We start from the raw sequence: 21,827 nt of genomic DNA on the forward strand, positions 1-21,827 counted from the left end.
CGCCACGCACTGGGTTACGGAACGGACATCACTGGTCAACTTTGCGTGTCCAGCGGATGCGCGCATTGGGACGCTCGGGCGAAAGTCCTGCGCCTAACGGGTATCTCAGAGTGTGGCCGTAATACCAGTTCGATGTTGTGCGATGGCACCGCTATCTATTCCCGGCCGGAGTATGGGAGGCCGTTATGAGTGCGTTGCGAATCGGTGCTGGTCGGCTACGTCCGAAGGTAATGAGTCCGGCACCTGGGGTCATGCCCTGCGGAGTGGTGTAAGAGAAGGCTCCGCGTGATCCAGTGTGGACTTTAGGCGGTCATGGTCTCGGTGGCCATGATTTCTTTGGTTTCCGTGGCCGTGTCGTCGTTGGGTAGCAGGTGCATTCTGCTGCGGGACAACAACTCCGGCCCGATGTAGCGGTGTCCTTCGGCCCATTCGTCGGTCTGTTCGGCCAGCACCGCGCCGACCAGACGGATGATCGCCGCGCGGTTCGGGAAGATCCCGACCACATCGGTGCGGCGGCGGATCTCCTTGTTCAGCCGCTCCTGCGGGTTGTTGGACCAGAGCTGTTTCCACAACTCACGCGGAAACACAGTGAATGCCAGCAACTCGTCCCGGGCGGCGTCCAGATGCTCGGCCGCGGCCGGCAGCTTGTCGGCCAGCGAATCGGCGACCTTGCCAAACTGCTCACGCACTGTCTGAGCGTCGGCCTGATCGAAGATCGTGCGCACCAGCGTGGCCACGCCCGGCTGCGCCGACTTCGGCACCTTGGTCAGCAGATTACGCAGGTAGTGAGTGCGGCACCGCTGCCAGGACGCGCCCGGCAGCGCCGAGGCCACCGCGGCGGTCAGCCCGGTGTGCGCGTCGCTGGTGACCAGCGAGACCCCGGTCAGGCCACGGGCCACCAGCCCGCGCAGGAACGCCAGCCACCCGGCGCCGTCCTCCTGCGAGGCCACGTCCAGGCCAAGCACCTCGCGGTGCCCGTCGTTGTTCACCCCGGTGGCGATCAGGGCGTGCACGTTGACGATCCGCCCGTTCTCCCGGACTTTCATCGTCAACGCGTCCATCGCCACGAAGGTGTAGGGCCCGGCATCCAGTGGGCGTTCCCGGAATGCTTTGACCTGCGCGTCCAGGTGCGTGGCCATCTCGCTGACCTGGGACTTCGACAGGCTCTTCACGCCCAGCTGCTCGGCCAGCTTTTCCACCCGCCGGGTCGACACGCCCAGCAGGTAGCTGGTGGCCACCACGGTGACCAGGGCCTGCTCGGCCCGCCGACGGTGCTGCAGCAGCCACTCGGGGAAGTAGGAGCCCGAGCGGAGTTTCGGGATCGCCAGCTCCACCGTCCCGGCCCGCGTGTCCCAGTCCCGGGTCCGGTAGCCCTTGCGGGAGTTGACCCGCTCCGGGCTACGGGTGCCGTACTCGGCCCCGCACCGCTGGTCGGCCTCGGCCGACATCACCGCCTCAGCGAACGTCTTGACCATGCTGCGCAACAGATCCGGACTCGCCGCGGCGAGTTGGTCATCCAACCAGCCGGTCGGGTCGATACCCTCGACTGCGGCCATCGTGGTGATCCTTCCTCTGAGTTCCTTGGTCGGTACTCGAAAGGATCACGCGGTGGCCGTCCCTTATGGAGACGCCACGCCGCCAACCAGCGGAAACGTCGTACACCACCTCAGTGGACACAACCGCACCTGGCGGCGGTGACGGAGGAAACGGCGGTGGTGCACCCACTGCGCCGACATTGGTCAAGCAGGCGCCAGCTTGGCTGCCTTGGCCAAGTGGTTGCCTGCTGAGGTTCTCGCATTCTACGCCGCCGCCGTGACCATGATGCAACCGCCGCTGACTCCTGAAGGGCAGCCAACCGAGCCTCCCGTTGTGAGCTGGTGGGCATGGTCGATTGCTTTGGCGGCAACGCCGGTGTTCGTCTATATCGGCGCTCTGTACCGGCACAACTTCGATCGCTTCTGGCTGCGGGTCGGTCTGTCGCTGCCCGCGTTCGTGCTCTGGAGTGCGACAGTTCCCTACTCCGCCTGGTACGACGTTTCCTTCTTTGAGAGCGGCTCCGCCATTTTCTGGCTCGCGCTGGGACTTGCCGCGGCGGCGTTCACCGCAATCGCTAGCCACTTGGCCCCACCGGCTGAAGAGTGAGCTGTTCGACGCGAGGTTTGGCCGGTCATGGCGAGAACACCGTGACCGGCCACCCGTTCGATTGGGCCCATCGAGTGAACGACCTGCTGGCCAAGAGTCCTTCTACGGCACCATGAACGGTCATGCATGAGCACGCGATCGAGCACTTGCGGCGAGCGGGTCAGCGTCGGCAGTTCGATCGGGAGGACCGTCTGATGACAATCGGTGCTGCCAGCCAAGATGTACTGCTGATCGAATCCGGTGTGGTGAAGGTGTCTCTGTCAGCAGGAGATGGGTCGGAGTTGATCGTCGATCTGTACGGGCAAGGGGAGTTGATCGGCGAACTGGGCGTCATGAGCGGGCGGCCTCGGAGTGCCTCTGTGGTCGGCCACATTTCTGGTGTGGCAGTGCGCGTTCCTGGTGTGAGATTTCGGGAGTTAGCCAGACAGCATGCTGACGTCTTGCTGATGGTCAACGAGACACTCGACCGCAGACTGCGCAACGCCGACCACAGGCAACTCGCCATGGCCTCCCGTGAGGTGCCGAACCGCGTCGCCTACCAGCTGGTGATATGGGCGAAGGAACACGGCGAGCAGACTGCCGACGGTCTGCGGGTACGTGGCATCACACAGCGAGAATTGGCTCAGACGGTCAACGCCTCCGAGAAGTCGGTCGACGCCGCGCTGCAGTTGCTGAGGTCGGACCATCTAGTCCAAACCGGCAGGCTTTGGTACTTGCTGCCGGATGTGCGCAGGCTCGAAGAGAAGCTGGACCAACCCAGTTGGAAGCCAGGTCGCTGAGACTTGTCCCGGATTTCCGGGAGACCATGCGGCGCGTCTTCTCCACACTCGCTCTTCCCGGATGACGAACGTGGAGGTGCGATGAACTCCCTGCCTCAGCATCACGCGCTGCTAGGTGTCGACGTGATCGGATCGGCCCGCAATCCAGGTCACTATCTGGAAAAGCTCCAATCGTCCACGGACACCATGCTGCGTACCGCGTTGACAGACGCGGGGGTTCAGCTGTCGCGGGCGACGAACTGGGAACCGACGGGAGACGGCGCATTGGTGACGCTGCCCAGCAGCGATCTAGGTGCGCTGTTCGACGCGGCGAGCCTGCTCGAAGTCAAGGCCGCGGAGCACAATCGGTGGCACAAGCCGGACGTGCGGCTGCGCATCGCTGTCCATGTCGGGCCGGTCGGTCCCGAACCCGGCTACTACGAGCCGAAGATCACACTTAGCAGGCTACTCAACGCACCAGTGTTCAAGCAGGTGGTCGAGCGCTGTTTGGCCGAGCGCCGCGGTGACGTCAATACAGGTTTGATCGTCTCTGACAATGCGTATCGCGCGGTTTTCGGCGGTGACCACACGAGACTGGTCACCCAAGCCGAGTTCGCGTCGGTTGCCGCGTCCGACAAGGAATTCGCCCAGCCAGCATGGATCCGCGTTCCGGGGTTTGAGGCCAAGAGTCTGGTCGCGTCAGTCGCAGCCGAGGGGCCGGCGTCCGCATCCGGGGCTGCGCCTGCTGGCACGCCCAACGGGTCAATGCAGAACACTGCGAACGGTCCCATGAGCGGCCTGCAAGCGAACACCATCGCCGGCAACGTCTCGTTCAGGATGGGGCAATGACCGCACTCGAAGTGGAGACCAGCACGGTCGCCGCCGAGACAGGCGAATCGAAGAAGAACGAAGTCAACGGCCCGATGTCCGGGCTTCAAGCCAATGACATCCATGGTGACGTCACCATGGTCGACGCGAGGCCGACGAAAGCAGACCTGGTCACGCTGTGGCTCAACGCGGACGAGATCGCCGATCTCAAAGAGCAGTTCGTGCCCAACACCCAGTTCGACAGGGCTTGCACCATTTTGCGCGACAGCCCTGTGGTTGTCTTGTGCGGCATAGGTACTGGACGGACGTTCACCGGTCGCAAGCTTTTGCTGCACCATGGTCACTCTCAGATCGCGCATCTCAACGGATCCCGGGGGCTGGGATCGGTCGAGGCGCAGGAACTGCGGAACGGTGCCGGATATCTCTGGCGGGCGGGCGAAACTGGTGCAACGGCGTTCACGGGAAGTCACCTGGAACAGGTCGCGCATGTCATGCGCTCGGTTGACAGCAGGCTGGTGATCATCGTGGATCACGAGTCGTATGTGCCACGGGAAGCTGGCTATCGGATAGTCCGGATGTCGCCACCGAATGCTGCGACGATCGCCCTCGCGGTTATTCGTCGACGGGACGAAGACGTGCAGGTCACCGCGAGGGAGGTGCTGAACGGTGAGCTGGGCATTGGCCTCAACGAGGATGACCCGCCTGATAAGGCGGTGCGGGCGGCAGAGCTGGCCATTGCCGTCGCGAACAAGGAACTGACAACAGCGGCAGCGATCGAGTTGCTGACCGAAAACATCGACCAGACTATCGCGACGACTTATCAGGACTGGTCAGTACTCGAGTTCTCGATGATGTTGGCGGTGGCTGTACTGGAGAACCAGCCGTACGACGAGGTCGCGGAGTACGCGAGCGAGCTCGATGAACTGATCCGCACGGCGGAGCTGCCGCCAGATGAGGAACTCAGTCCTCGTGAAGTGTTCGCCAAGTCAAAGCAGGCGGTGCTCCGCGACGTCGGTGCGAAAACGGTTGTCCGGGAGCATCCGCGGCATCCGGGCCTGCAGGAGGAGACCATCAGGTTCGTCCGGCAGGACTGGGCTGAGGCGGCGCTTTGCCACGTCTGGCGCGAGTATCTGTCGGTGCACCGCATCCTGCTGAGCTGGTTGTGTGTGCCCGCGCTGCTCGATCGATTTCCCTCAGCCTGCATTAACGCGTTGTGCTGGATCATCGCCAAGACTCCCGCGCACGAGCCATTGCGCATGATCGACCAGCTGGCCGCGAGCAGAAGTCATGCGAAGCGAAAGCTGGCGAGTTGGACACTGGTGCGGCTGGCCAAGGACCACGACCTGCAGCCGGTGGTGGATCAGACGCTGACGGAGTGGGTGGACACCGGGTCCCCCACGCGGAAGGCTACCGCCGCGATGACGTACGCGTTGAGGTACAGCAAGACAGATCCGAGTTTGGTGCTCGATCGACTCCACGCGATCTTGGTTAAGACGGACAGCGTGGTCGCTCGGATGTCGGTGTATCACTCGTTGCTCTTCACGCTGGAGGAAGCGCCTCCGCATCGGTCCACTGTGCTCAGTGAACTCTGCGCGTGGTCCGAGACAGCAAGGCGCACCGGTGCTGACGACGGCCCGCGGCAGGTCGCGCTGAAGGTCGGAATGTGGGTCTCTGGCCTGACGCCGAACGCGAACAATATCTACGTCGAGGCGGCTGAGATGATCACGGAACATTCGACCGAGGTCGCTGTGCTCGCCGAGCGGGCGCTCTTGGACCGTGATTTCGGACCTGTCGCCCTTGACCACTTGTTCAAGCTGGCGGGCGTCGCCTACTACAGCACTGCGGAACAGGCCGAGCAAGGTACCGAGTCAGCGGGCGTGGAACTGGTGCGAAGCCTTACCTTGCTGGCACCGGATCTCCGGTGGTGGGCGTCATGGCGGAAGGTTGTGGCGCTGTGCCGTCGCCATCCCACCCGTCGCAAGCCAATTCGGTGGATCTTCAAGGTAGCTCGACGTCATCAGCGCTGGAGCGCCTAGAAGCCGAGTCCATCGCGGACTCGGCCGGCGAGCTGACGGGCCAACGCACCGACGTCGATTTCCGGCGTAAGCCACCTGATGTCCCGGCACGGATCACCATGTCGCGGATCTCGCCGGGACCGTAGGAGTACGTCGCGGCCAACCCTGCGCCCATCCGGCGCACCGAAAGCCGGACGGCACTGTCGCCGGGGAGCGTCAGGTCGATCTGACCGCGATACGGTCCGACTCCCGATTAAGACGGCACCTCGTAGTGGGTGGCGACTTCTGTGGCGCGGTCGTGCAGGGAAGTGCGTAGCCATTGTGGGGAAAGGGCTTCCGCGTTCGTGGCGAGTTGCCACAACGCCCATTCGGCGTGTCGTGAGTCTTGGAAGGTCACTTCCATTCGCAGCCAGCCGTCCGCGTCAGCTTGCTCGGCGAGGACGGCCAGCGCTGTGCCCACCACGTCCCCGCGCCGTGCCGGATTCACCCGTACCAGCACGGTGACTTGGTCGCCGCCGGTCCGGAACTGCGTGCTGCGTTCCTGCCAGGCCCGGTCAAGGTTGACCTTGTCGGGTCGCTGCGCGGGTTCGGCGAGCTCCTCGGCGGCCAAGATCCGGGACAGCCGATACGTGCGATCGGCGCCGGACCTCTTGGCCAGTAAGTAACCTTGGCCGCGCGCGGTTACCAGGCCGATCGGGTCTACCGTGCGCCACTGTGCACTCTGGTCCACGGCCGCGTAATGGATGCGCAGTTTGTGCCCGGCGAAGACCGCGCTGCGCACCTGGCTCACGACTGCATCAGGCACCTCTTCACTGGCCAGTCGGCGCTCCAAGAGGTCCGTCTCCGGATCGATGAGCAACCGTTGGGCCGCACCGGCTGCAGTGGCTCGATAGCTCTCGGGAAGCGCGTCAACAACCTTGCGCATGGCCGACGCCAACGCCGCACCAAGCCCGAATGCCTGCGCCCCGCGCCGCGATCCGGCAACGAGCAACGCGAGCGCTTCGTCGTGGTTCAGCCCGGTGAGCTCGGTCTGGAAACCTGGCAGCAAAGCGAAACCGCCATGCCTGCCACGTTCGGCGTATACCGGAACGCCCGCCGCGGACAACGCCTCGATGTCACGCAGCACGGTCCTCGTGGACACCTCCAGTTCGCTGGCGAGGGCGGTCGCGGACATCCGGCCGTGCTGGCGCAGAAGCAGCACCAGCGAAACCAACCGGTCGGCACGCATAAGAAAAGTCTACTGAAATACACGACACAAGATGTCATGATTAGTTGCGAGGCTTGTCGGCATGACAAGGAAAGTGGCTACCGAGCCGAACGACCTGGGGAAATACTTCATCGAGCACGGCAATGCGGGCGATGTCGACGGGCTGGTGGCGTTGTACGAGCCGGACGCCGTGCTGGCGTTCCCACCAGGCAACCTCGCGAGCGGACACGCGGAGATCCGCAAGGTGTACGAGCAGTTCGTGGCGGCTGCCCCGGTGCTCATGCCGGGCAGGCAGCATCCAGCGCTGGTGAGCGGCGACTTGGCACTCACGGTGTCCACGTTGACCACCGGTGAGATGACCGTGGAGGTCGCCCGTCGCCAGGCAGACGGGTCATGGCTGTGGGTCGTGGACCAGCCGGTACTCGTGCCGTAGCGATGAGGCGTATCGCGACGATCGGTGTCTACGGCTTCACGGCTGAAGCGTTCGTCGAGCGGCTGACTGGCGGGGGAGTCGGGCTGCTGCTCGACCTCCGCCAACGTCGCGGTGTTCGCGGCCGCGAGTACTCATGGGCGAACTCCGCGCGTCTGCAGCACACGCTCGCCGAGGCTGGTATCGGCTATCGGCACGTGAAGGAGTTGGCGCCGACGACCGAACTGCGCCACTTGCAGTACCGCGAGGACGATCGTCAAGGTGTGGGCAAGCGCAACCGCATCGCGCTTGCCCCGGGGTATGTCGAGGGCTACACCGACGAGATCCTCGATCCGTTCGACCTGCGCGGGCTCGTGGCCGAACTTCCTGTTGACGCGGCTACCGCGCTGTTCTGCGTCGAGCGTGATCCGGAGGCATGCCACCGCTCACTTGTGGCCATTCGCCTGCGTATCGAGCATGGCCTGTCAGTCACCGACCTCCGTCCGGAGTAGGGCGTTCGACTGGCAACTGGTGACGATCTCGCTGTCGAACCTCGTTCAACGGGGGCGCGTAGATCACGTCCGGGTGCCGCGACCGCCAGCGCGGAACCCGGACGTTCCCCCATCACCACGGAGGTTTCTTTGCGCAAACTGATCGGGCTCGTTGTCGCGGTCGCGGCGGCGGCCGTTGCCAGCGCTCCTGCTGCCGCTGCGGCTCCTGCCGGTACATGGTGCGCCCGGTACGTGTTTGGCGGCCACTACCAACTCGGCCACCTTGAGTACAATGTGGACATAGCGTTCCATGCGGGTCTCGACGTGCCGAGGGTTGTCAACGACGTCACGAGCTACGTCGGCGAGTACATGTCCAGCTACGACTACTGCGACAGGTATGCCGACGTGAAAGCGTTGATCACCAAGGCAAACAGCCAGTTGCCGCGGATCGACGCCGTGGCCATCGCCGGTGGCGACTTCGAGGCCATTCTCGCCGAGGCCAAGCAGGTGCAGGACGTGTACCGTCAGGCGGAATCGCTCGCCTGGGCCAAGCGTTAGCCGCTGCCGCCTGTCTGGTCCCGACGCGACCAGACAGGTGGGACGTTTGGCTCAGCCACATCAGCGGAGACCACTAACATGGGATTGTTGGTGGACAGCGCTGGCTGTCCAATTGGACCTGAGGGGCCCCGTATGGTGGACATAACTGGGGTGGATGTCGCCGTCTGGCAAGGAGACATCGACTTCACCGCATTGGCCGGCGGTACTGCGCTGAGGTTCGCGTACATCAGGTTGTGCAAGGGCCTCAACGAGTTCGACACCAAGGCCGTCCAGAACATGCGAGGCTTCGCGCAGATCGGCGTGCCATTTGGCCTGTACCACCGTATCGACACGACCCAAGGATCGCCGGAACAGCACGCGCTGTACTTCCTTTCGTGCCTGCGCCAAGTGTTGGACGAAGCGCCCGCACCGCACCTGGCGCACGCCCTTGACTACGAGAACGACGTGATGGGCGGTGGCCCATGGTGCCGCAGCTACATGGCGGGTGTTCGTGGGGTCACGGGTGACCGGCGATATGTGCTGTACAGCTCGGGTTCGTGGTTCGGCAAGCAGATCGGGCCGGAGGCGTACGCCGATCCCGAAGTGAAACTGTGGGTCGCGGACACCGGCAAATGGACCGGTGCCACGCCAGGCAACCCGAAGTTCAAGCACCCGCAGTCGGTCATTCACCAGTACAGCCACGAGGGCCGCGTGCCCGGCATCGGACCGAACTGCGATCTGGACATGCTGATCGGCCCGATGCCAGTCAGAAGCTAGCCGCGGTGTAAGTAATTGCGCCGAGGTCTGCGTTCGGGATCGACGACAATGCCGCTTAGTTAAGCGGCATTGGGATCGACGAAGTCCGGTGGAGTGAACCAGGCGCCGTCGTCTTTCAGCTCGACTGTCCATTCGCTGCGGTGGACGAGCCGCAGGACCAAGGCGCGCCGGATGCATAGACCCGACGTAGCTCGCCCTCGGAAACGGAGATGCGCGCGACAAGCTCGCGATTGTCGAGAAGCTGCCAGAGTGTCGATGCGTTCTCCCCCATGCCTCCAGAGTAGGCCGACGAAACGTGAAAGTCCTTGCAGTACAGGGCAACCACACGATCAGGTGTCAATGCTGGACAGGGCTCCCTTCCTCGCATCGGGCACGCCAGACGGGAGGAAGGGATGCCAGGTCAAGCGTTGACCGAGCAGACAGCCTCAGACAACAGCCGATAAGACCGAAGCCGGTCAGCAGGGTCATGTGTCAACGTATTGACAATGACCTCATCCACACCATGGTGCTTGGCCAGGCCGAGCAGGATGGGCTGAAGCTGTTCCGGTGTCCCGGCCAGCAGCGCGCGGCTGTGTAGATCGGCGCGCTCCAGCTCCATGCTCGTCCAGCGATGCGCGCTGACGGTGGCAGGCGAAGGCATCGGCCGGTCGTCGCCGAGGTCCTTTCTCGCACGCCACAACAGAAAACCCTGCGCCAACGAATAGCCTTCGAAGCCGTGTCGGCCGCGACAACACGCAGCGCGAGCGCGCCACGAGGATCCGCCGCCTGACTGGTGTACGCGTCCAAAGCGGCGACCCCGGGCGCGGGGTTGAGGAAATGGGCGAAGGCGAACCCAGTTCCCAGGCGTGCCGCGAGACCGGCCGAAGACCCGCTGCTGCCAAGCAGCCACACGTCCGAAGGCCCCATCGCCCGCACGATATCCGAGACCTGCTGCGGAAATTCACCGGCAGGGCCACCCGCGCGACCGACACCGAGATCCACCCGCCCCGGGTACAAAGCCGACAGCACACGGAAAACCTCGATGACCTTGTCCGAAGTGTACCGTGGCAGCAGCACGCCACCAGATCCGACGCGCATCGTCCGAGTGTTCGCCAGTATCGCCCCGGCCAAGATTTCCGGTGCGGTACCGGCAAAACCCGGCGAGTTGTGGTGCTCAGCCACCCAGTAACGGGCAATGCCCAAACCCTCGGCGGCACGCGCGGTGTCCACTGAGGACTGCAATGCCTCAGCCGCCGTACCGCCCTCGGGAATGGGGGATTGGTCGAGGATCGAGAGCCGCACGGTCACGCCGTCGTCGCCGGGACGATCCGGTAGTCCGCCTCGAACACCAGATTGTGCAGGTCCGCGGCGATGATCGCCCGCATCGTCGGCAACTCGTGAGCGGCCTGCTCCGGCGTGAACACGTTGAGCGGCCATTCACCCACAGTGGCGCCGGACAAGTGCGGATGATGGAAACCACGGCCATAGTGCGCACGGATCAGCACAGGACTGATGCCCGCGCCCTCCTGCTCTTTCCATGACAGCGCCCACACCGCGGCAACGCCACCATCCGGCGACCGGGTCAGCCCGGAGGCCACGATGGTCCCGGTGTCCAGCAGTAGATCGGAGTTCATCTCGGCGAGTGCCTGCCGGGCAACGGGATCCAGCAACTCCACCGTATCGGCGAACAGTTTTTCCTTGTCCGTACGGGATACCGCGGTCTCGCCGTGGGTGCCGTCGCGTAGGTCGGCGAAGTGCCGCAGCAGCGCTTCGGAATGGGTCAGGGTCATGATGTCTCCTTGATGGCGGTGAGGTCCCGCAACGCGGAACCAAGCCAGTCACGCAACGGGTTCGCGCCCGGCTGCAGGAACACGCCGTGTGGCAGGCCCGGAAACAGCCGCAACTCCACGGTAATCCCAGCGGCCCGCAGGCGCTTGGCGTAGTCGTGCACGTCGCCCGACACCGGATCGAGTGAGCCGACGCCGAGCACCGCGGGTGGCAGGCCGCTGAGGTCCTTGGCGTCGAACGGCGTGCTGTACGCGTCCCCAGGTCCGTTTGCCCGGTACAGCCGCCACGCCGCCTGCATGTCCGATTTGGTCGGGAAAGTCCCCAGTGAGTACGAGGCGGCCTGGCATTCCGGGTCGAACGGTGGATACGCCAGCACCTGGGCGGTCAGCGAGCGGCCGAGGTCTCGCCAGGTCAGCGCCGCGCAGGCGGCGATAGTGCCGCCCGCGCTGTCGCCGCCGACCGCGACCCGGCCGCTCTGGGTGGACGCCCAGTCCATGATGGTCAGTACGTCGGTCAGTGCCGCGGGGTGGGGGTGGTGGGGTGCCAGCCGGTATTCGACGCTGACGACCGTGCGGCCGGATTGCACGGCCAAGTCGGCGCACGGTTCGTGCCAGCCTTCGACCGAGCCGCGGATCCAGCTGCCGCCGTGCGCCCACACCAGCCATTCGTCCCGTCCGTTGGCTGGACGGAACACCCGGGCTGGCACGCCGCGCACGACGACCGATTCCCACGTGACGCCCACTCGTTACGCGTCCTGCTTGGCGGGACGCAGGAACAGCGCGATCAATGCGGCCGCGACAAGGCACAGCGCGGTGTTGACGTAGATCGCGGTGGTCACGCCGTCCAGCACGGACGACGGTGTCTCGCCGCCGAGCGCGTGCACCCGGGCTGTGGCGATCGCGCTCATGATCGGGATGCCCATGGTGATGCCGACCTGCTGGCTCATCGTGGCAAGGCCGGTCGCCATGCCCTGTTCGTTGTCCGGCAAGCCACCGGTCGCGGTCACCATGAACCCGACGATCGCCACCAGGTTCGCCACACCGCCAACGAAGGTCGCCACCAGCAGCAGCGCGATCGATGCCGAGGTGTCACCGAGCAGCACCAGCGGCAACGTGGCGGCGGCCTGGACGAGGAAACCGGCGATCACGGTCTTCTTGTTGCCCAGCTTGCCGATGATCTTCGGTGCGATGATGCCGCCGAGTACCGTGCCCGCGCCGAGCACCGCGAACGACAGGCCCGCGCCGAGCGGCGTGTAGCCGAGCATCTTCTGCAGGTACAGCGTGAGCAGGAAGACCAGCGAGGTCTCGGTGATGAACGCGAGCAGCCCGGCGAAGTTGCCCCAGCCGATGCTGCGGCGCTTGAGGATCGACGTCGGCACCAACGGCGCCGCGACCCGCTTCTCGATCGCCAAGAAGGCCACGAGCAACACGGCACCGACGGCCAGCGGACCCCACGAAAGCGTGTCCGCCCAACCCTTTTCGCCCGCGGTGGTCAGTCCGAAGACGATGGCGAGCAGACCGAGCGTCACGGTGATGGCGCCGGGCACGTCCAGCTTCGGCCGCTCTTCCGGGCGGCTTTCGGTGAGCACAGTCGGCGCGAGCACCAGAACCACAAGCGCGACAGGGACGTTGATGAAGAACGCCCAACGCCAGCTCAGCACGTCCGTGAGCACACCGCCGAGGATCGCGCCGGTGGTGAAGCCCGAGGCCATGAGCGCGCCGTTGAGGCCGAGGACCTTGTCACGCAGCGCGCCTTCCGGGAAGGACGTCGTCAGCAGCGACAACGCGGCGGGAGTGACCGCGGCCGTAGCCAGACCCTGCGCCACCCGCGCGGCCAGCAGCAGCGCCGGGTCGGTGGCCAGGCCACCAGCCAAAGAACCGATGCCGAGCAACGCCATGCCGACCAGGAACAGCCGCCTGCGGCCGAACAGGTCGGCAACCCGGCCGAACAGCAACGTGAAACCCGCGGCACACAGGGCGAACGCCGTCGCGATCCACTGCAAGTTCTCCAGGGAGAACCCGACCGCCGACCCGATCTGGGGCAGCGCCACGTTCAGGATCGAGAAGTCGACGGCGAGGGTGAAGCTCGCGCTGAGCAACAGGATGAGGGTGAGGCGTTGCCGCGAGGTCATCGACGGCGCGGCCGTTACGGCCCCGGCCTCGCTTGTGACCTGCTCGACACTAGACATGCCGATTTTTTCCTTTCCGGAGGAATGAAGACTTTGTCATACAACAATCCACCGAGCTCCAGCCGCGCAGCCAGTACCCTGCGTTGCCGAGCACTCCGCTGCATAGCACTCGCAGGGATACCCACGCAGCGGGATGGCGGGTCACAATGACGCCATTCGGCAGCCGGGTGGAAGACTGGGGGATAAATGCAAAACGACGCTTTTAGTAAAGCGCTCAATTTACCGATGAGTCAACGTCGTGTTACCCGAGGGCGCAGTGCTGTCAAAGACCAGGGAGTGCGGCGATGACAGTCGCTTTGTTGGCCCTCGCGATCGGCGCGTTCGGCATCGGTACCACCGAGTTCGTCATTGTCGGGCTGCTGCCACAGGTCGCTGCCGACCTGGGGGTTTCCATTCCCAGTGCGGGCCTGCTGATTTCGGGTTACGCGCTGAGCGTGGTGATCGGCGCCCCGCTGATGACCGCAGCGGGCTCGCGCCTGCCGCGTAAGACCATGTTGGTGCTGCTTATGGCGGTGTTCCTGGCAGGGAACGCGCTGTGTGCGGTGGCCGAGAACTACGCGCTGCTGATGGTCGGCCGCGCGGTCGCGGCGTTGTGTCACGGCGCGTTCTTCGGGATCGGCTCGGTGGTGGCGGCCAACCTGGTCGCGCCCAACAAACGGGCAAGCGCGATCGCGATGATGTTCACCGGGCTGACTGTGGCCAACGTCCTCGGCGTGCCGCTCGGCACCGCCCTTGGCCAGCATTTCGGCTGGCGGTCGACGTTCTGGGCGGTCACGGCCCTCGGCGTCGTCGGGATCATCGGCATCATCACCCTCGTGCCGCGGCAGCCCGTTCCAGAAGGCGGGATCCGCGGCGAGCTGGCCGTGTTCCGCCGTCCGCAGGTGTGGTTGGCGCTGCTCATGACCACGCTCGGCTTCGCAGGGGTGTTCGCGTCCTTCACCTACATCGCGCCGATGATGACGCAGGTCGCGGGCTTCTCCGAGGGCGCGGTGAGCTGGCTGCTGATCCTGTTCGGCGCCGGGTTGTGCATCGGCAACGTTGTTGGCGGGCGTGCCGCGGACCGCAAACTGATGCCGAGCTTGTACGTCATCCTCACGCTGCTCGCGGTCGTGTTGTTGATCCTCGTGTTCACGGCACAGGCACAGCTACCCGCGGCGATCACGATCCTGCTGTTCGGTGCGGCCGGATTCGCGACCGTTCCCGCGCTGCAGATGCGGGTGATGGACAAGGCCGAAGGGGCGCCAGCGCTGGCGTCGGCAGCCAACATCGCGGCCTTCAACCTCGGCAACGCCATCGGCGCGTGGCTCGGCGGGCTGACCATCGACGCCGGATTCGGTTTCACATCGGCGAACTGGGTCGGCGCGCTTCTCGCTTTGTCCGGATTGTCGGTCGCGGTCGTGTCCGGAACGCTTGACCGGCTGTCCCGAAGGTCGGGAATGCATTCCTCCGCCGTTGAGGAATTCCCAGTCGCGGGCGCTCGGTAAGGCACCCTTTCACCTGCGAATTTGTCCAAAGGTGCAGATTTTCGGCTATGCAATGTGGATCGCTTGACCCCCTCTATGGCGCGCGGTACGTTGCTGACGCAGAATACGGGGGAGTCAGGGAAATCCGCGTTATATCCGCGTGATTGTTTGTTTCATGTTTCCGGGCGGTTGCTGATGTGTCCGGCTTATTAAGTATGCACAGAAAAGGGGATTCTCCACGATGAATGATGCCAGTGCGGTGAATCGCAGATCACTGTTATTCGGCGCGGCCGCGGCGACAGGCGCCTTGGCGGCAGGCACGGGGACGGCCTATGCCGAGCCTGCGGTCGCTGCTCCGGCCGGGGCGACCATCCGCCCGAACGACCCGCGCTACCCGGAGCTGACGACCGGCAACAACCAGCGGTTCGTCGCCAAGCCGGACTACATCCGCATGATCAAGTCGACCGAGGACGCTGAGCGCGCGGTGCGCGACGCCGTCCGCGCGGGCAAGCGGGTCTCGATCCGCGGCGGCGGGCACTGCTTCTCCGACTTCGTGTGCAACCCCGAGGTCGAGGTCGGCCTGGACGTCTCGGAGATGACCGGCGTCTACTACGACTCGGCGCGCCGCGCGTTCGCGGTCGAGTCCGGCGCCCGGTTGATCAACGTCTACGAGGCACTGTTCAAGGGCTGGAACGTCACCATCCCCGGCGGCATTTGTTACAGCGTCGGCATTGCCGGGCACATCGCCGGTGGTGGGTACGGCCTGCTCTCGCGTGCCCACGGCCTGACGGTCGACCACCTGTACGCGGTCGAGGTTGTCGTGGTCGAGAACGGCGGTCGCGTTCGGACAGTCGTGGCAACACGCGAGGCGAACGACCCGCATCGCGACCTGTGGTGGGCGCACACCGGTGGCGGTGGCGGCAACTTCGGCGTCGTCACGCGCTACTGGTTCCGCTCGCCCGGCGCGACCGGGACCAACCCGTCCGACCAGCTGATTTCCCCGCCGTCGAAGGTGCTCGTCAGCGCGATCGAGTTCCCGTGGGACGAGCTCGACGAGCGCGAATTCCACCGGCTGCTGAAGAACTTCGGCGCGTGGCACGAGCGCAACGCGGGCCGGAACTCGCCCGCGACCAGCCTGAGCAGCCTGTTCAACGTCAGCTCGAAGGCACACGGCGGCCTGGGGATGTTCACCCAGGTCGACGCGGGCGCGCCGGGTGCGCGCAAGCTGCTTGACGACTACATCGCCGCGATCACCGAGGGCGTCAGCGTCACCCCGCAGGCCGCGACCCGCTCGATGGGCGAAATCGGTGCCATGCCTGGCTTCGAGGCGCCTCGCGAACTGCCGTGGCTGCAGGCCACCCGGATGGTCGGCACGAACAACCCCACCATCACCAACCCGAGCTCGCGCGGCGGCCACAAGTCGGCGTACATGCTCAAGAACTTCACCGACGCGCAGATCGCGGCGCTCTACAAGCACATGACACGCCCGGACTTCCAGAACCCGGACACGATGCTCGTGCTGTTCTCCTTCGGTGGCAAGGTGAACGCGGTCGGTCCGAACGCGACAGCCAACGCGCAGCGCAGTTCCATCTTCAAGATGTGCTTCCAGACCTTCTGGGAGAAGCCGGAACAGGACGAGTTCTACCTCGGCTGGCTGCGTGAGCTCTACGGCGAATTCTTCGCCGCGACCGGTGGCGTCCCTGTTCCCGGCACCACGGCCGACGGCTGCTACATCAACTACCCGGACAACGATGTCGCCAGCGCGTCGTACAACCGTTCCGGTGTGCCGTGGTCGACTCTGTACTACAAGGACAACTACCCCCGGTTGCAGCGGGTCAAGCGGCGCTATGACCCGACCAACTACTTCCGGCACGCGTTGTCCATTCAACCAGTCTGACGGCGTCTGGCTTGAAGGGGGTTGGGGGAAGCATGATGCCGGAACACCGTCCAAACATGTCCATTGTGGAATCGCCAGCGCTCGGCCCGGTCCGTCTACTCAGGATCGCCGACGTGAAACCGGCCGACTCGCCGAGGACCGGCGGGCAGGTCGCCGAATACGTGCGACTGCTTGCCGAGGCGAACACCGAACTGCCGCCGATCATCGTGGACCGGGCCACGATGCGAGTGATCGACGGCATGCACCGGCTACGGGCCGCGGTCGTGCGCGGCTCACAGACGATCGAGGCGCGGCTCTTCGACGGGTCGCCGTTCGAGGTGTTCGTGTTCGCCTTGCGGGCCAACGTGGAGAACGGCCTGCCACTGTCCTTGGCCGACAGGTCTGCGGCAGCCGAGCGGATCGTGTGCTGGCGGCCGGAATGGTCCGACCGGGCCATCGCGTCGGTCACCGGCCTCGCGTCCGGCACGGTCGCGGCGATCCGGGCGCGCGTGGGCAAAGCAGAAGGCCCGACCAGGGTCGGGCTTGACGGCAAATCACGGCCGATGAGCAGTGCGGAAGGACGGCGCGCTGCTTGCGAGTTCGTGGTCAACAATCCGAACGCGTCGTTGCGTGCGATTGCCAAGGCCGCTGGGATCTCGGTCGGCACCGCACGCGACGTGCGTGAGGGGTTACGTCGCGGCGAGGACCCGTTGCTGCCAAAGCAACGGGCGGCGCTGGAGAACGACAGCGGGTCCGCTGCGCTCCCGGTCCCGTCGTCGCGGCCGGTGGAGGAGCAGCGAGCGACGGTCGACGCGTTACGCAACGATCCGTCGCTGCGCTACTCGATCGTCGGCCGGATGCTGTTGCGGCTGCTGGATACGCACGCCATCGGGTCGCGTGAGTGGCTTCGGCTGGCCGACGCCGTGCCGATCCACTACGCCGAGATGGTGTCCGAAGCGGCACACGAGTGCGCGGGAGCGTGGCGGCAGTTCGCGGGACAGCTGCAGCGGCGCCACAAAATGGCCGCTGCTCAAGAGTCCTGAGGTGCCTTCTCGCTCGCGGTCTGCTGGGTGCTCGCGCCCAGCAGCCGCAACGCGGCCTCCGACGGGGTGCCCGGCTCGGCGCTGTACATCAGGATCCGGTGCGCCGAATCGTCCGGCATCTGCACGACCTCGAACGCCAGCTCGATCTGGCCGACCACCGGGTGGTGGAAATACTTCACGCCGAACGTGCAGTTGAGCACCGGATGCCGCGACCACAACGCGGCGAACTCGGTGCTTTTCATGGACAGCTCACCGATCAGTTCGGCCAAATGCCGATCGTCCGGATGACGGCCTGCCACCAATCGCAGCGACGCGATCGAACGCTTTGCCTCGTCGTCCCATCGGGCGTACAACTCGCGCGTATGCGAGTCGAGAAAAAGCATTCTGGTGAGATTCGGACGCGTCCCGACAGAATAGGGACTGTTGACGTCGTAATGGCTGCCGAGCAGTTGGTGGCCGAGGGTGTTCCAGGCAAGAACGTCACTGCGGCGATCCATCGCGACGACCGCGACACCGTCCATCGCGAGGATCAGCTGACGGGTGCTCGGACGTGCGGTTTCCGGGCGCGATGTCTGCCTGCGCTTGCGTTTCGCCGGCCGCGCGAGGTTGCGCAGATGCGCCGTCTCGTCGTCGTTCAGGCGCAGCGCGCGGGCGATCGCGTCAAGCACGTCGTCCGACGCGTTCTGGCTTTGTCCCTGCTCAAGCCGGGTGTAGTAGGTCACACTGACGCCGGCGAGCTGTGCGAGCTCTTCGCGGCGCAGGCCGGGCACCCTGCGGGCGCCATAGGAGGCGAGGCCGACCTCTTCCGGCTGCAGCCGGGCTCGCCTCGTGCGCAGGAAGTCACCGAGCTCTGTGTCCACTTCACCAGTGTCCCGCATCGGCGGCCGGATCTGCCTGTCCCTGTCGGTGCCACCCTTGTCACACATCCGGATTCCTGGTTTTAATACGGTGATTTGACTGAATTCACGCGTGCGTTCAACTGTCTAAAATGAGTTGTTGCACAGCGATTCCTTTCGGTCCGCCGCTGCGTTTAGCATCGAGCCGTATTCGCCAGACTTGGCTTTCAAAGTGGATCAGCTGAGTGATGACCATCTCGGGGTAAACGAGTCGATTAAGGCCGAGTCAGGAAATCCCTTTCATCGGCCGTAGGAAGGACGTCACGCGAAAGGTTGCTGTCATCCTCGGCACGCGGCCGGAGGCCATCAAATGCGCCCCGGTCATCCGGGCGCTGAAGGATGACCCTCGATTCACTCCGGTCGTACTGTCCACCGGCCAGCACAGGCAGATGCTCGACGAGACGCTTGCGGCATTCGGGATCACCCCGGACGTCGACCTGAGCGTGATGGCCGAGCGGCAAACCCTTTCCCAGGTAACCCATCGGGCGCTGAGCGGCCTGGCCGAGCACCTGTCGGACTCGCCGGTCGACGCGGTCATGGTGCACGGCGACACGGCCACCACACTCGCCGGTGGCCTTGCCGGATTCCACAACCAGATCCCGGTCGTGCACATCGAAGCGGGACTGCGCAGCGGCAACCTGTACTCGCCGTTCCCGGAAGAGGCCAACCGCAGGCTGGTCGCGCAGATCTCCGAACTGCACCTGGCACCGACGGCAGGCAACAGCGCCAATCTGATCCGCGAGGGCATCAGCGAACACAAGATCGTCGTCACGGGCAACACGGTCATCGACGCGTTGCGGTGGGCGAGCGCGCAGGCGGTCGACTACGGCGACCCCGCGTTGGAGGACCTGGACGACGACCCGCGCCGGGTGATCGTCGCGTCGGCGCACCGGCGTGAGTCGTGGAGCAAGCTCACCCAGATCGGCCAGGCGCTGCGGCAGGTCGCGGACGCCGAAAACGTCCGGATCGTTGTCCCGTTGCACCGCAATCCCGTTGTGCGCGAGGCGATACTGCCGGAGATCAGTGGTGTTCCGAACATCACGATCGTCGACCCGTTGCCGTACTTACAGTTCTGCCGGTTGATGCTGCGTAGCGACATCATCGTGTCGGACAGCAGCGGTGCCGAGGAGGAAGGTCCGGCGCTCGGCAAGCCGACCTTGGTGTTGCGGGACATCACTGAGCGCCCCGAAGCGGTCGTGGCAGGCACCGCCCGGCTCGTCGGACGCACCTGTGAGCGCGTCGCTGCTGAGGTCACCGCACTCCTGCGCGACGAGGCTCTGTATACGCGGATGGCCACGACCGCGAACCCTTATGGTGACGGCAAAGCGACCGACCGCGTGGTCGGCGCGCTGGCCCACTACTTCGGCGACGGGCCTGCGGTCGTGCCGTTCGTGCCGGGCAGCCTGATCACGCCCGCTGGGATAGCGGCCTGATGGCGGGCACGAGCAGGCCGATCAACTCGGCCAACGCGTACATCGATGCCCAGTTCGTGGTGGCGCCCAAGGACTTCCCGGTTCTCGGAAGGACCATTGTGGTCAATCCGAACCTGACTCCGCTGACCGTGGGGGAGGAGCCGGTCCGGCACATCCCGGCGTTCTCGTCGACCGTGCTCGTGGACACGACCATCGAGCAGGGCGACAGCGTGCTGCTGTTCCGTGTGCTGGACGAGGACAACATGGCGGACATCGTCAACCAGCCGGACTGGAGCCTGTTCGCGGACCTGCTGCCCGGGTTCCCGCGCTCGACCCAGCTCTACCGTGGACCGGTCGACCAGATCGGCACCATCGAGTTCGACCCGGACATCGCACTGGCCCCCACCCGACAAATCCCGCCATCCAGGGGAGCCCTTGCTTTTACGTTACCCGAGGGGTCCGACAAAACCGGGAACTCTCGGACTTTCCGGATCTCGGTGAACCTGTGGTTCGCACCCGCCGGGACCGACTGCGCGATCCACAACGTGCACGAGTTCATCGAGATCCACTCCCAGATCCACGGGTACGGCCGGATGCAGAAGTTCAAGCAGCGCGACCACAGCACGCTGTACGAGGACCAGTTGATGAGTCCCGGCCACACCCCGCCCGTGCCGTTCTCTCCGCACCAGGCCGGACGGCGGGTTCACCTACCCGTGGCACCAGTACCGAGCCGACACCGACTGCGTCTGGCTCGCCGTCGAGTACCACGCCGTCTGAGTTATCGAAAGGAAAGGAGACAACTGTGGTGACACCCCCGAAGTTCACCCCGGAGATCGTCGCCGAGCAGTTGCGCGACGGGTACTGGCTTGAGGCACCTGACGTCGACGGCGATGGAACGCCCGACCTGTTCGGCTACGGCCTGCGCCTCGGCGAGATCTACTGGTACCAGAACCGCGCAGGCTGGCCGAAGCGGCTGGTGACCGACGGGTTCCGGATGCCGGTCGGCGCCGACTTCGGTGACATCAGCGGCAACGGGCACCCCGACATCGTTGTCTGCTATGAGCTTTACGGTCCGATCGGCACGATCCACGACCCTGACCCGGCAGGCGGCAAGATCGACTGGATCGAGAACCCCGGCGGCGCGGACAAAACCGAGGAACGCTGGAAGCGTCACTACATCGGCCGTGCGACAGGCATGCACCGGTTGCGCGTCGGCTACTTCACGCAGACCGAGAAACTGGAAGTCATCGGCCTGCCCATTGTCGCCGAAGCGGACGTGCACGCGGTGCTGCCGGTGGTGATGTTCACCCAGCCCGACGACGTGTACGCGGCCGAGGAGTGGGACAAGACCGTCATCGACGACTGGTCGTTCCGGATGATCCACGGCGCCGAGAAGAAGAAGGGCCTGATCCCCGGATCGGACCTCGAATCGATCCTTCTCGCCTCCGACGAAGGCGTGACCTGGCTGTACTTCGACGAGAAGACCGGCCAGTGGCGCAAGGAACTGATCGGCACCGGCGAGCTGACCCAGTTCGAGCAGACGGGGTTTCGCGGCAGCGGCGACCTCGACGCGGGTGGCCTTGGTGGTGACCCGTTCGCGTACCTCGCCGCGATCGAACCGTTCCACGGCAACACGGTCGCCGTGTACACAAAGGACTCGGAGGGTGCGTGGCAGCGCACGTTGCTTGACGTCTACGGCGATCCCAACGAGAACGGCGAAGGCCCGGGGCACCAGATCGTCTGCGCCGACTTCGACGGCGACGGCGACGACGAGTTCCTGGTGGCGCTGCGCGGCCCGTGGCCGTGGCAAGGCGTCATGTACTACAAGGCAATCGACGCCAGCCAGGGCATCTGGGCGAAGTGGCGGGTCGCCGACGAGTCCGTCGCCCGCATCGCCACGGCCGACTTCAACAGCGACGGCAGGCTCGACTTCGCCACCATCGCGTACTCGGTGCAGAACTACTACGTCGCCAAGGACGCGAAGTTAATGGTCTACCGCAACGAAATCCCGAGGTAAG

The 21,827-nt window shown here is 65.1% G+C and carries 21 protein-coding genes; 14 read left to right on the forward strand and 7 right to left on the reverse strand.

Going from position 1 to position 21,827, the window contains the following annotated elements:
• Nucleotides 1-302 precede the first annotated feature (302 nt).
• Nucleotides 303-1,556, reverse strand: coding sequence for an IS256 family transposase (locus LWC34_RS10075; protein ID WP_233724731.1), 1,254 nt, complete (start codon nt 1,554-1,556; stop codon nt 303-305).
• A gap of 208 nt (nt 1,557-1,764) precedes the next feature.
• Between LWC34_RS10075 and LWC34_RS10080 the strand changes: the two genes are divergently transcribed.
• From LWC34_RS10080 to LWC34_RS10095, 4 genes are all read left to right on the forward strand, one after another.
• Nucleotides 1,765-2,142, forward strand: coding sequence for a hypothetical protein (locus LWC34_RS10080; RefSeq protein ID WP_233724732.1), 378 nt, complete (start codon nt 1,765-1,767; stop codon nt 2,140-2,142).
• A gap of 122 nt (nt 2,143-2,264) precedes the next feature.
• Nucleotides 2,265-2,921: a Crp/Fnr family transcriptional regulator gene (locus LWC34_RS10085; protein ID WP_233724733.1), complete on the forward strand. Its 657-nt coding sequence runs from the start codon at nt 2,265-2,267 to the stop codon at nt 2,919-2,921.
• A gap of 81 nt (nt 2,922-3,002) precedes the next feature.
• Entirely contained in the window at nt 3,003-3,749 is a 747-nt protein-coding gene (locus LWC34_RS10090) for a hypothetical protein (protein WP_233724734.1), read from the forward strand.
• The gene (locus LWC34_RS10095) at nt 3,746-5,764 is read left to right on the forward strand and encodes a hypothetical protein (protein ID WP_233724735.1); all 2,019 of its coding nucleotides are present in this window, start codon (nt 3,746-3,748) and stop codon (nt 5,762-5,764) included. The genes LWC34_RS10090 and LWC34_RS10095 overlap by 4 nt, the downstream gene beginning before the upstream one ends.
• Before the next feature lie 232 nt (nt 5,765-5,996).
• On the opposite strand, the gene LWC34_RS10100 is transcribed toward LWC34_RS10095, so the two are convergent.
• Complete coding sequence (locus LWC34_RS10100; protein ID WP_233724736.1) at nt 5,997-6,971, reverse strand: helix-turn-helix transcriptional regulator; 975 nt, start codon at nt 6,969-6,971, stop codon at nt 5,997-5,999.
• 73 nt (nt 6,972-7,044) lie between these two features.
• On the opposite strand from LWC34_RS10100, the gene LWC34_RS10105 reads away from it, so the two are divergent.
• From LWC34_RS10105 to LWC34_RS10120, 4 genes are all read left to right on the forward strand, one after another.
• The gene (locus LWC34_RS10105; protein WP_308200082.1) at nt 7,045-7,383 is read left to right on the forward strand and encodes a YybH family protein; all 339 of its coding nucleotides are present in this window, start codon (nt 7,045-7,047) and stop codon (nt 7,381-7,383) included.
• A gap of 2 nt (nt 7,384-7,385) precedes the next feature.
• On the forward strand, nt 7,386-7,871 hold the full coding sequence (locus LWC34_RS10110; RefSeq protein WP_233724738.1) for a DUF488 domain-containing protein: 486 nt from the start codon (nt 7,386-7,388) through the stop codon (nt 7,869-7,871).
• A gap of 129 nt (nt 7,872-8,000) precedes the next feature.
• On the forward strand, nt 8,001-8,408 hold the full coding sequence (locus LWC34_RS10115; protein WP_233724739.1) for a hypothetical protein: 408 nt from the start codon (nt 8,001-8,003) through the stop codon (nt 8,406-8,408).
• A 132-nt stretch (nt 8,409-8,540) separates the two neighbouring features.
• Nucleotides 8,541-9,164 (forward strand): glycoside hydrolase family 25 protein, encoded by a 624-nt coding sequence (locus tag LWC34_RS10120; RefSeq protein WP_233724740.1) that lies wholly within the window; start codon nt 8,541-8,543, stop codon nt 9,162-9,164.
• Nucleotides 9,165-9,635: 471 nt separating this feature from the next.
• Here the strand turns inward: LWC34_RS10120 and LWC34_RS10125 are convergent, their stop codons facing one another.
• Genes LWC34_RS10125 through LWC34_RS10140 form a run of 4 tightly spaced genes read right to left on the reverse strand, consistent with a single transcriptional unit; the run spans nt 9,636 to nt 13,119 of the window.
• Complete coding sequence (locus LWC34_RS10125; protein WP_233724741.1) at nt 9,636-10,451, reverse strand: LLM class flavin-dependent oxidoreductase; 816 nt, start codon at nt 10,449-10,451, stop codon at nt 9,636-9,638.
• Nucleotides 10,448-10,933 carry a hypothetical protein gene (locus LWC34_RS10130; RefSeq protein WP_233724742.1) on the reverse strand — a complete coding sequence of 162 codons (486 nt, stop codon included), beginning with the start codon at nt 10,931-10,933 and terminating at the stop codon, nt 10,448-10,450. Before LWC34_RS10130 ends, LWC34_RS10125 begins: the two co-directional genes overlap by 4 nt.
• Nucleotides 10,930-11,673 carry an alpha/beta hydrolase gene (locus tag LWC34_RS10135; RefSeq protein ID WP_233724743.1) on the reverse strand — a complete coding sequence of 248 codons (744 nt, stop codon included), beginning with the start codon at nt 11,671-11,673 and terminating at the stop codon, nt 10,930-10,932. The genes LWC34_RS10130 and LWC34_RS10135 overlap by 4 nt, the downstream gene beginning before the upstream one ends.
• A gap of 3 nt (nt 11,674-11,676) precedes the next feature.
• The gene (locus LWC34_RS10140; RefSeq protein ID WP_233724744.1) at nt 11,677-13,119 is read right to left on the reverse strand and encodes an MFS transporter; all 1,443 of its coding nucleotides are present in this window, start codon (nt 13,117-13,119) and stop codon (nt 11,677-11,679) included.
• A 284-nt stretch (nt 13,120-13,403) separates the two neighbouring features.
• Between LWC34_RS10140 and LWC34_RS10145 the strand changes: the two genes are divergently transcribed.
• The 3 genes from LWC34_RS10145 to LWC34_RS10155 all read left to right on the forward strand — a co-directional run bounded on the left by LWC34_RS10145 (nt 13,404) and on the right by LWC34_RS10155 (nt 17,501).
• Complete coding sequence (locus LWC34_RS10145) at nt 13,404-14,603, forward strand: MFS transporter (protein ID WP_233724745.1); 1,200 nt, start codon at nt 13,404-13,406, stop codon at nt 14,601-14,603.
• 220 nt (nt 14,604-14,823) lie between these two features.
• Nucleotides 14,824-16,479 (forward strand): FAD-binding oxidoreductase, encoded by a 1,656-nt coding sequence (locus LWC34_RS10150; RefSeq protein WP_233724746.1) that lies wholly within the window; start codon nt 14,824-14,826, stop codon nt 16,477-16,479.
• Nucleotides 16,480-16,535: 56 nt separating this feature from the next.
• The gene (locus LWC34_RS10155) at nt 16,536-17,501 is read left to right on the forward strand and encodes a ParB/RepB/Spo0J family partition protein (protein WP_233724747.1); all 966 of its coding nucleotides are present in this window, start codon (nt 16,536-16,538) and stop codon (nt 17,499-17,501) included.
• Here LWC34_RS10155 and LWC34_RS10160 read toward each other — a convergent pair.
• Nucleotides 17,489-18,427 carry a helix-turn-helix transcriptional regulator gene (locus tag LWC34_RS10160; RefSeq protein WP_308200006.1) on the reverse strand — a complete coding sequence of 313 codons (939 nt, stop codon included), beginning with the start codon at nt 18,425-18,427 and terminating at the stop codon, nt 17,489-17,491. The genes LWC34_RS10155 and LWC34_RS10160 overlap by 13 nt on opposite strands.
• Nucleotides 18,428-18,678: 251 nt before the next feature.
• Here LWC34_RS10160 and wecB point away from each other — a divergent pair, with 251 nt between their 5' ends.
• Genes wecB through LWC34_RS10175 form a run of 3 tightly spaced genes read left to right on the forward strand, consistent with a single transcriptional unit; the run spans nt 18,679 to nt 21,826 of the window.
• Nucleotides 18,679-19,830, forward strand: a complete 1,152-nt coding sequence (wecB, locus tag LWC34_RS10165) for a non-hydrolyzing UDP-N-acetylglucosamine 2-epimerase (protein ID WP_308200083.1) — start codon at nt 18,679-18,681, stop codon at nt 19,828-19,830.
• On the forward strand, nt 19,830-20,618 hold the full coding sequence (locus LWC34_RS10170; RefSeq protein WP_233724748.1) for a hypothetical protein: 789 nt from the start codon (nt 19,830-19,832) through the stop codon (nt 20,616-20,618). Before wecB ends, LWC34_RS10170 begins: the two co-directional genes overlap by 1 nt.
• Complete coding sequence (locus LWC34_RS10175; protein ID WP_233724749.1) at nt 20,612-21,826, forward strand: FG-GAP repeat domain-containing protein; 1,215 nt, start codon at nt 20,612-20,614, stop codon at nt 21,824-21,826. Before LWC34_RS10170 ends, LWC34_RS10175 begins: the two co-directional genes overlap by 7 nt.
• Nucleotide 21,827: the final 1 nt, after the last annotated feature.

The sequence above is a fragment of the Kibdelosporangium philippinense genome, assembly GCF_021390435.2.
GTDB lineage: Bacteria > Actinomycetota > Actinomycetes > Mycobacteriales > Pseudonocardiaceae > Kibdelosporangium > Kibdelosporangium philippinense.

What these genes read in the sequence shown, in the direction of transcription:
- LWC34_RS10100 (WP_233724736.1), bottom strand. Translation starts at nt 6,971, where the DNA reads ATGCGTGCCGACCGGTTGGTTTCGCTGGTGCTGCTTCTGCGCCAGCAC.
- LWC34_RS10140 (WP_233724744.1), bottom strand. Translation starts at nt 13,119, where the DNA reads ATGTCTAGTGTCGAGCAGGTCACAAGCGAGGCCGGGGCCGTAACGGCC.
- LWC34_RS10170 (WP_233724748.1), top strand. Translation starts at nt 19,830, where the DNA reads ATGGCGGGCACGAGCAGGCCGATCAACTCGGCCAACGCGTACATCGAT.
- LWC34_RS10155 (WP_233724747.1), top strand. Translation starts at nt 16,536, where the DNA reads ATGTCCATTGTGGAATCGCCAGCGCTCGGCCCGGTCCGTCTACTCAGG.
- LWC34_RS10075 (WP_233724731.1), bottom strand. Translation starts at nt 1,556, where the DNA reads ATGGCCGCAGTCGAGGGTATCGACCCGACCGGCTGGTTGGATGACCAA.
- LWC34_RS10085 (WP_233724733.1), top strand. Translation starts at nt 2,265, where the DNA reads ATGCATGAGCACGCGATCGAGCACTTGCGGCGAGCGGGTCAGCGTCGG.
- LWC34_RS10110 (WP_233724738.1), top strand. Translation starts at nt 7,386, where the DNA reads ATGAGGCGTATCGCGACGATCGGTGTCTACGGCTTCACGGCTGAAGCG.
- LWC34_RS10090 (WP_233724734.1), top strand. Translation starts at nt 3,003, where the DNA reads ATGAACTCCCTGCCTCAGCATCACGCGCTGCTAGGTGTCGACGTGATC.
- LWC34_RS10095 (WP_233724735.1), top strand. Translation starts at nt 3,746, where the DNA reads ATGACCGCACTCGAAGTGGAGACCAGCACGGTCGCCGCCGAGACAGGC.
- LWC34_RS10145 (WP_233724745.1), top strand. Translation starts at nt 13,404, where the DNA reads ATGACAGTCGCTTTGTTGGCCCTCGCGATCGGCGCGTTCGGCATCGGT.
- LWC34_RS10120 (WP_233724740.1), top strand. Translation starts at nt 8,541, where the DNA reads ATGGTGGACATAACTGGGGTGGATGTCGCCGTCTGGCAAGGAGACATC.
- LWC34_RS10130 (WP_233724742.1), bottom strand. Translation starts at nt 10,933, where the DNA reads ATGACCCTGACCCATTCCGAAGCGCTGCTGCGGCACTTCGCCGACCTA.
- LWC34_RS10150 (WP_233724746.1), top strand. Translation starts at nt 14,824, where the DNA reads ATGAATGATGCCAGTGCGGTGAATCGCAGATCACTGTTATTCGGCGCG.
- LWC34_RS10160 (WP_308200006.1), bottom strand. Translation starts at nt 18,427, where the DNA reads ATGTGTGACAAGGGTGGCACCGACAGGGACAGGCAGATCCGGCCGCCG.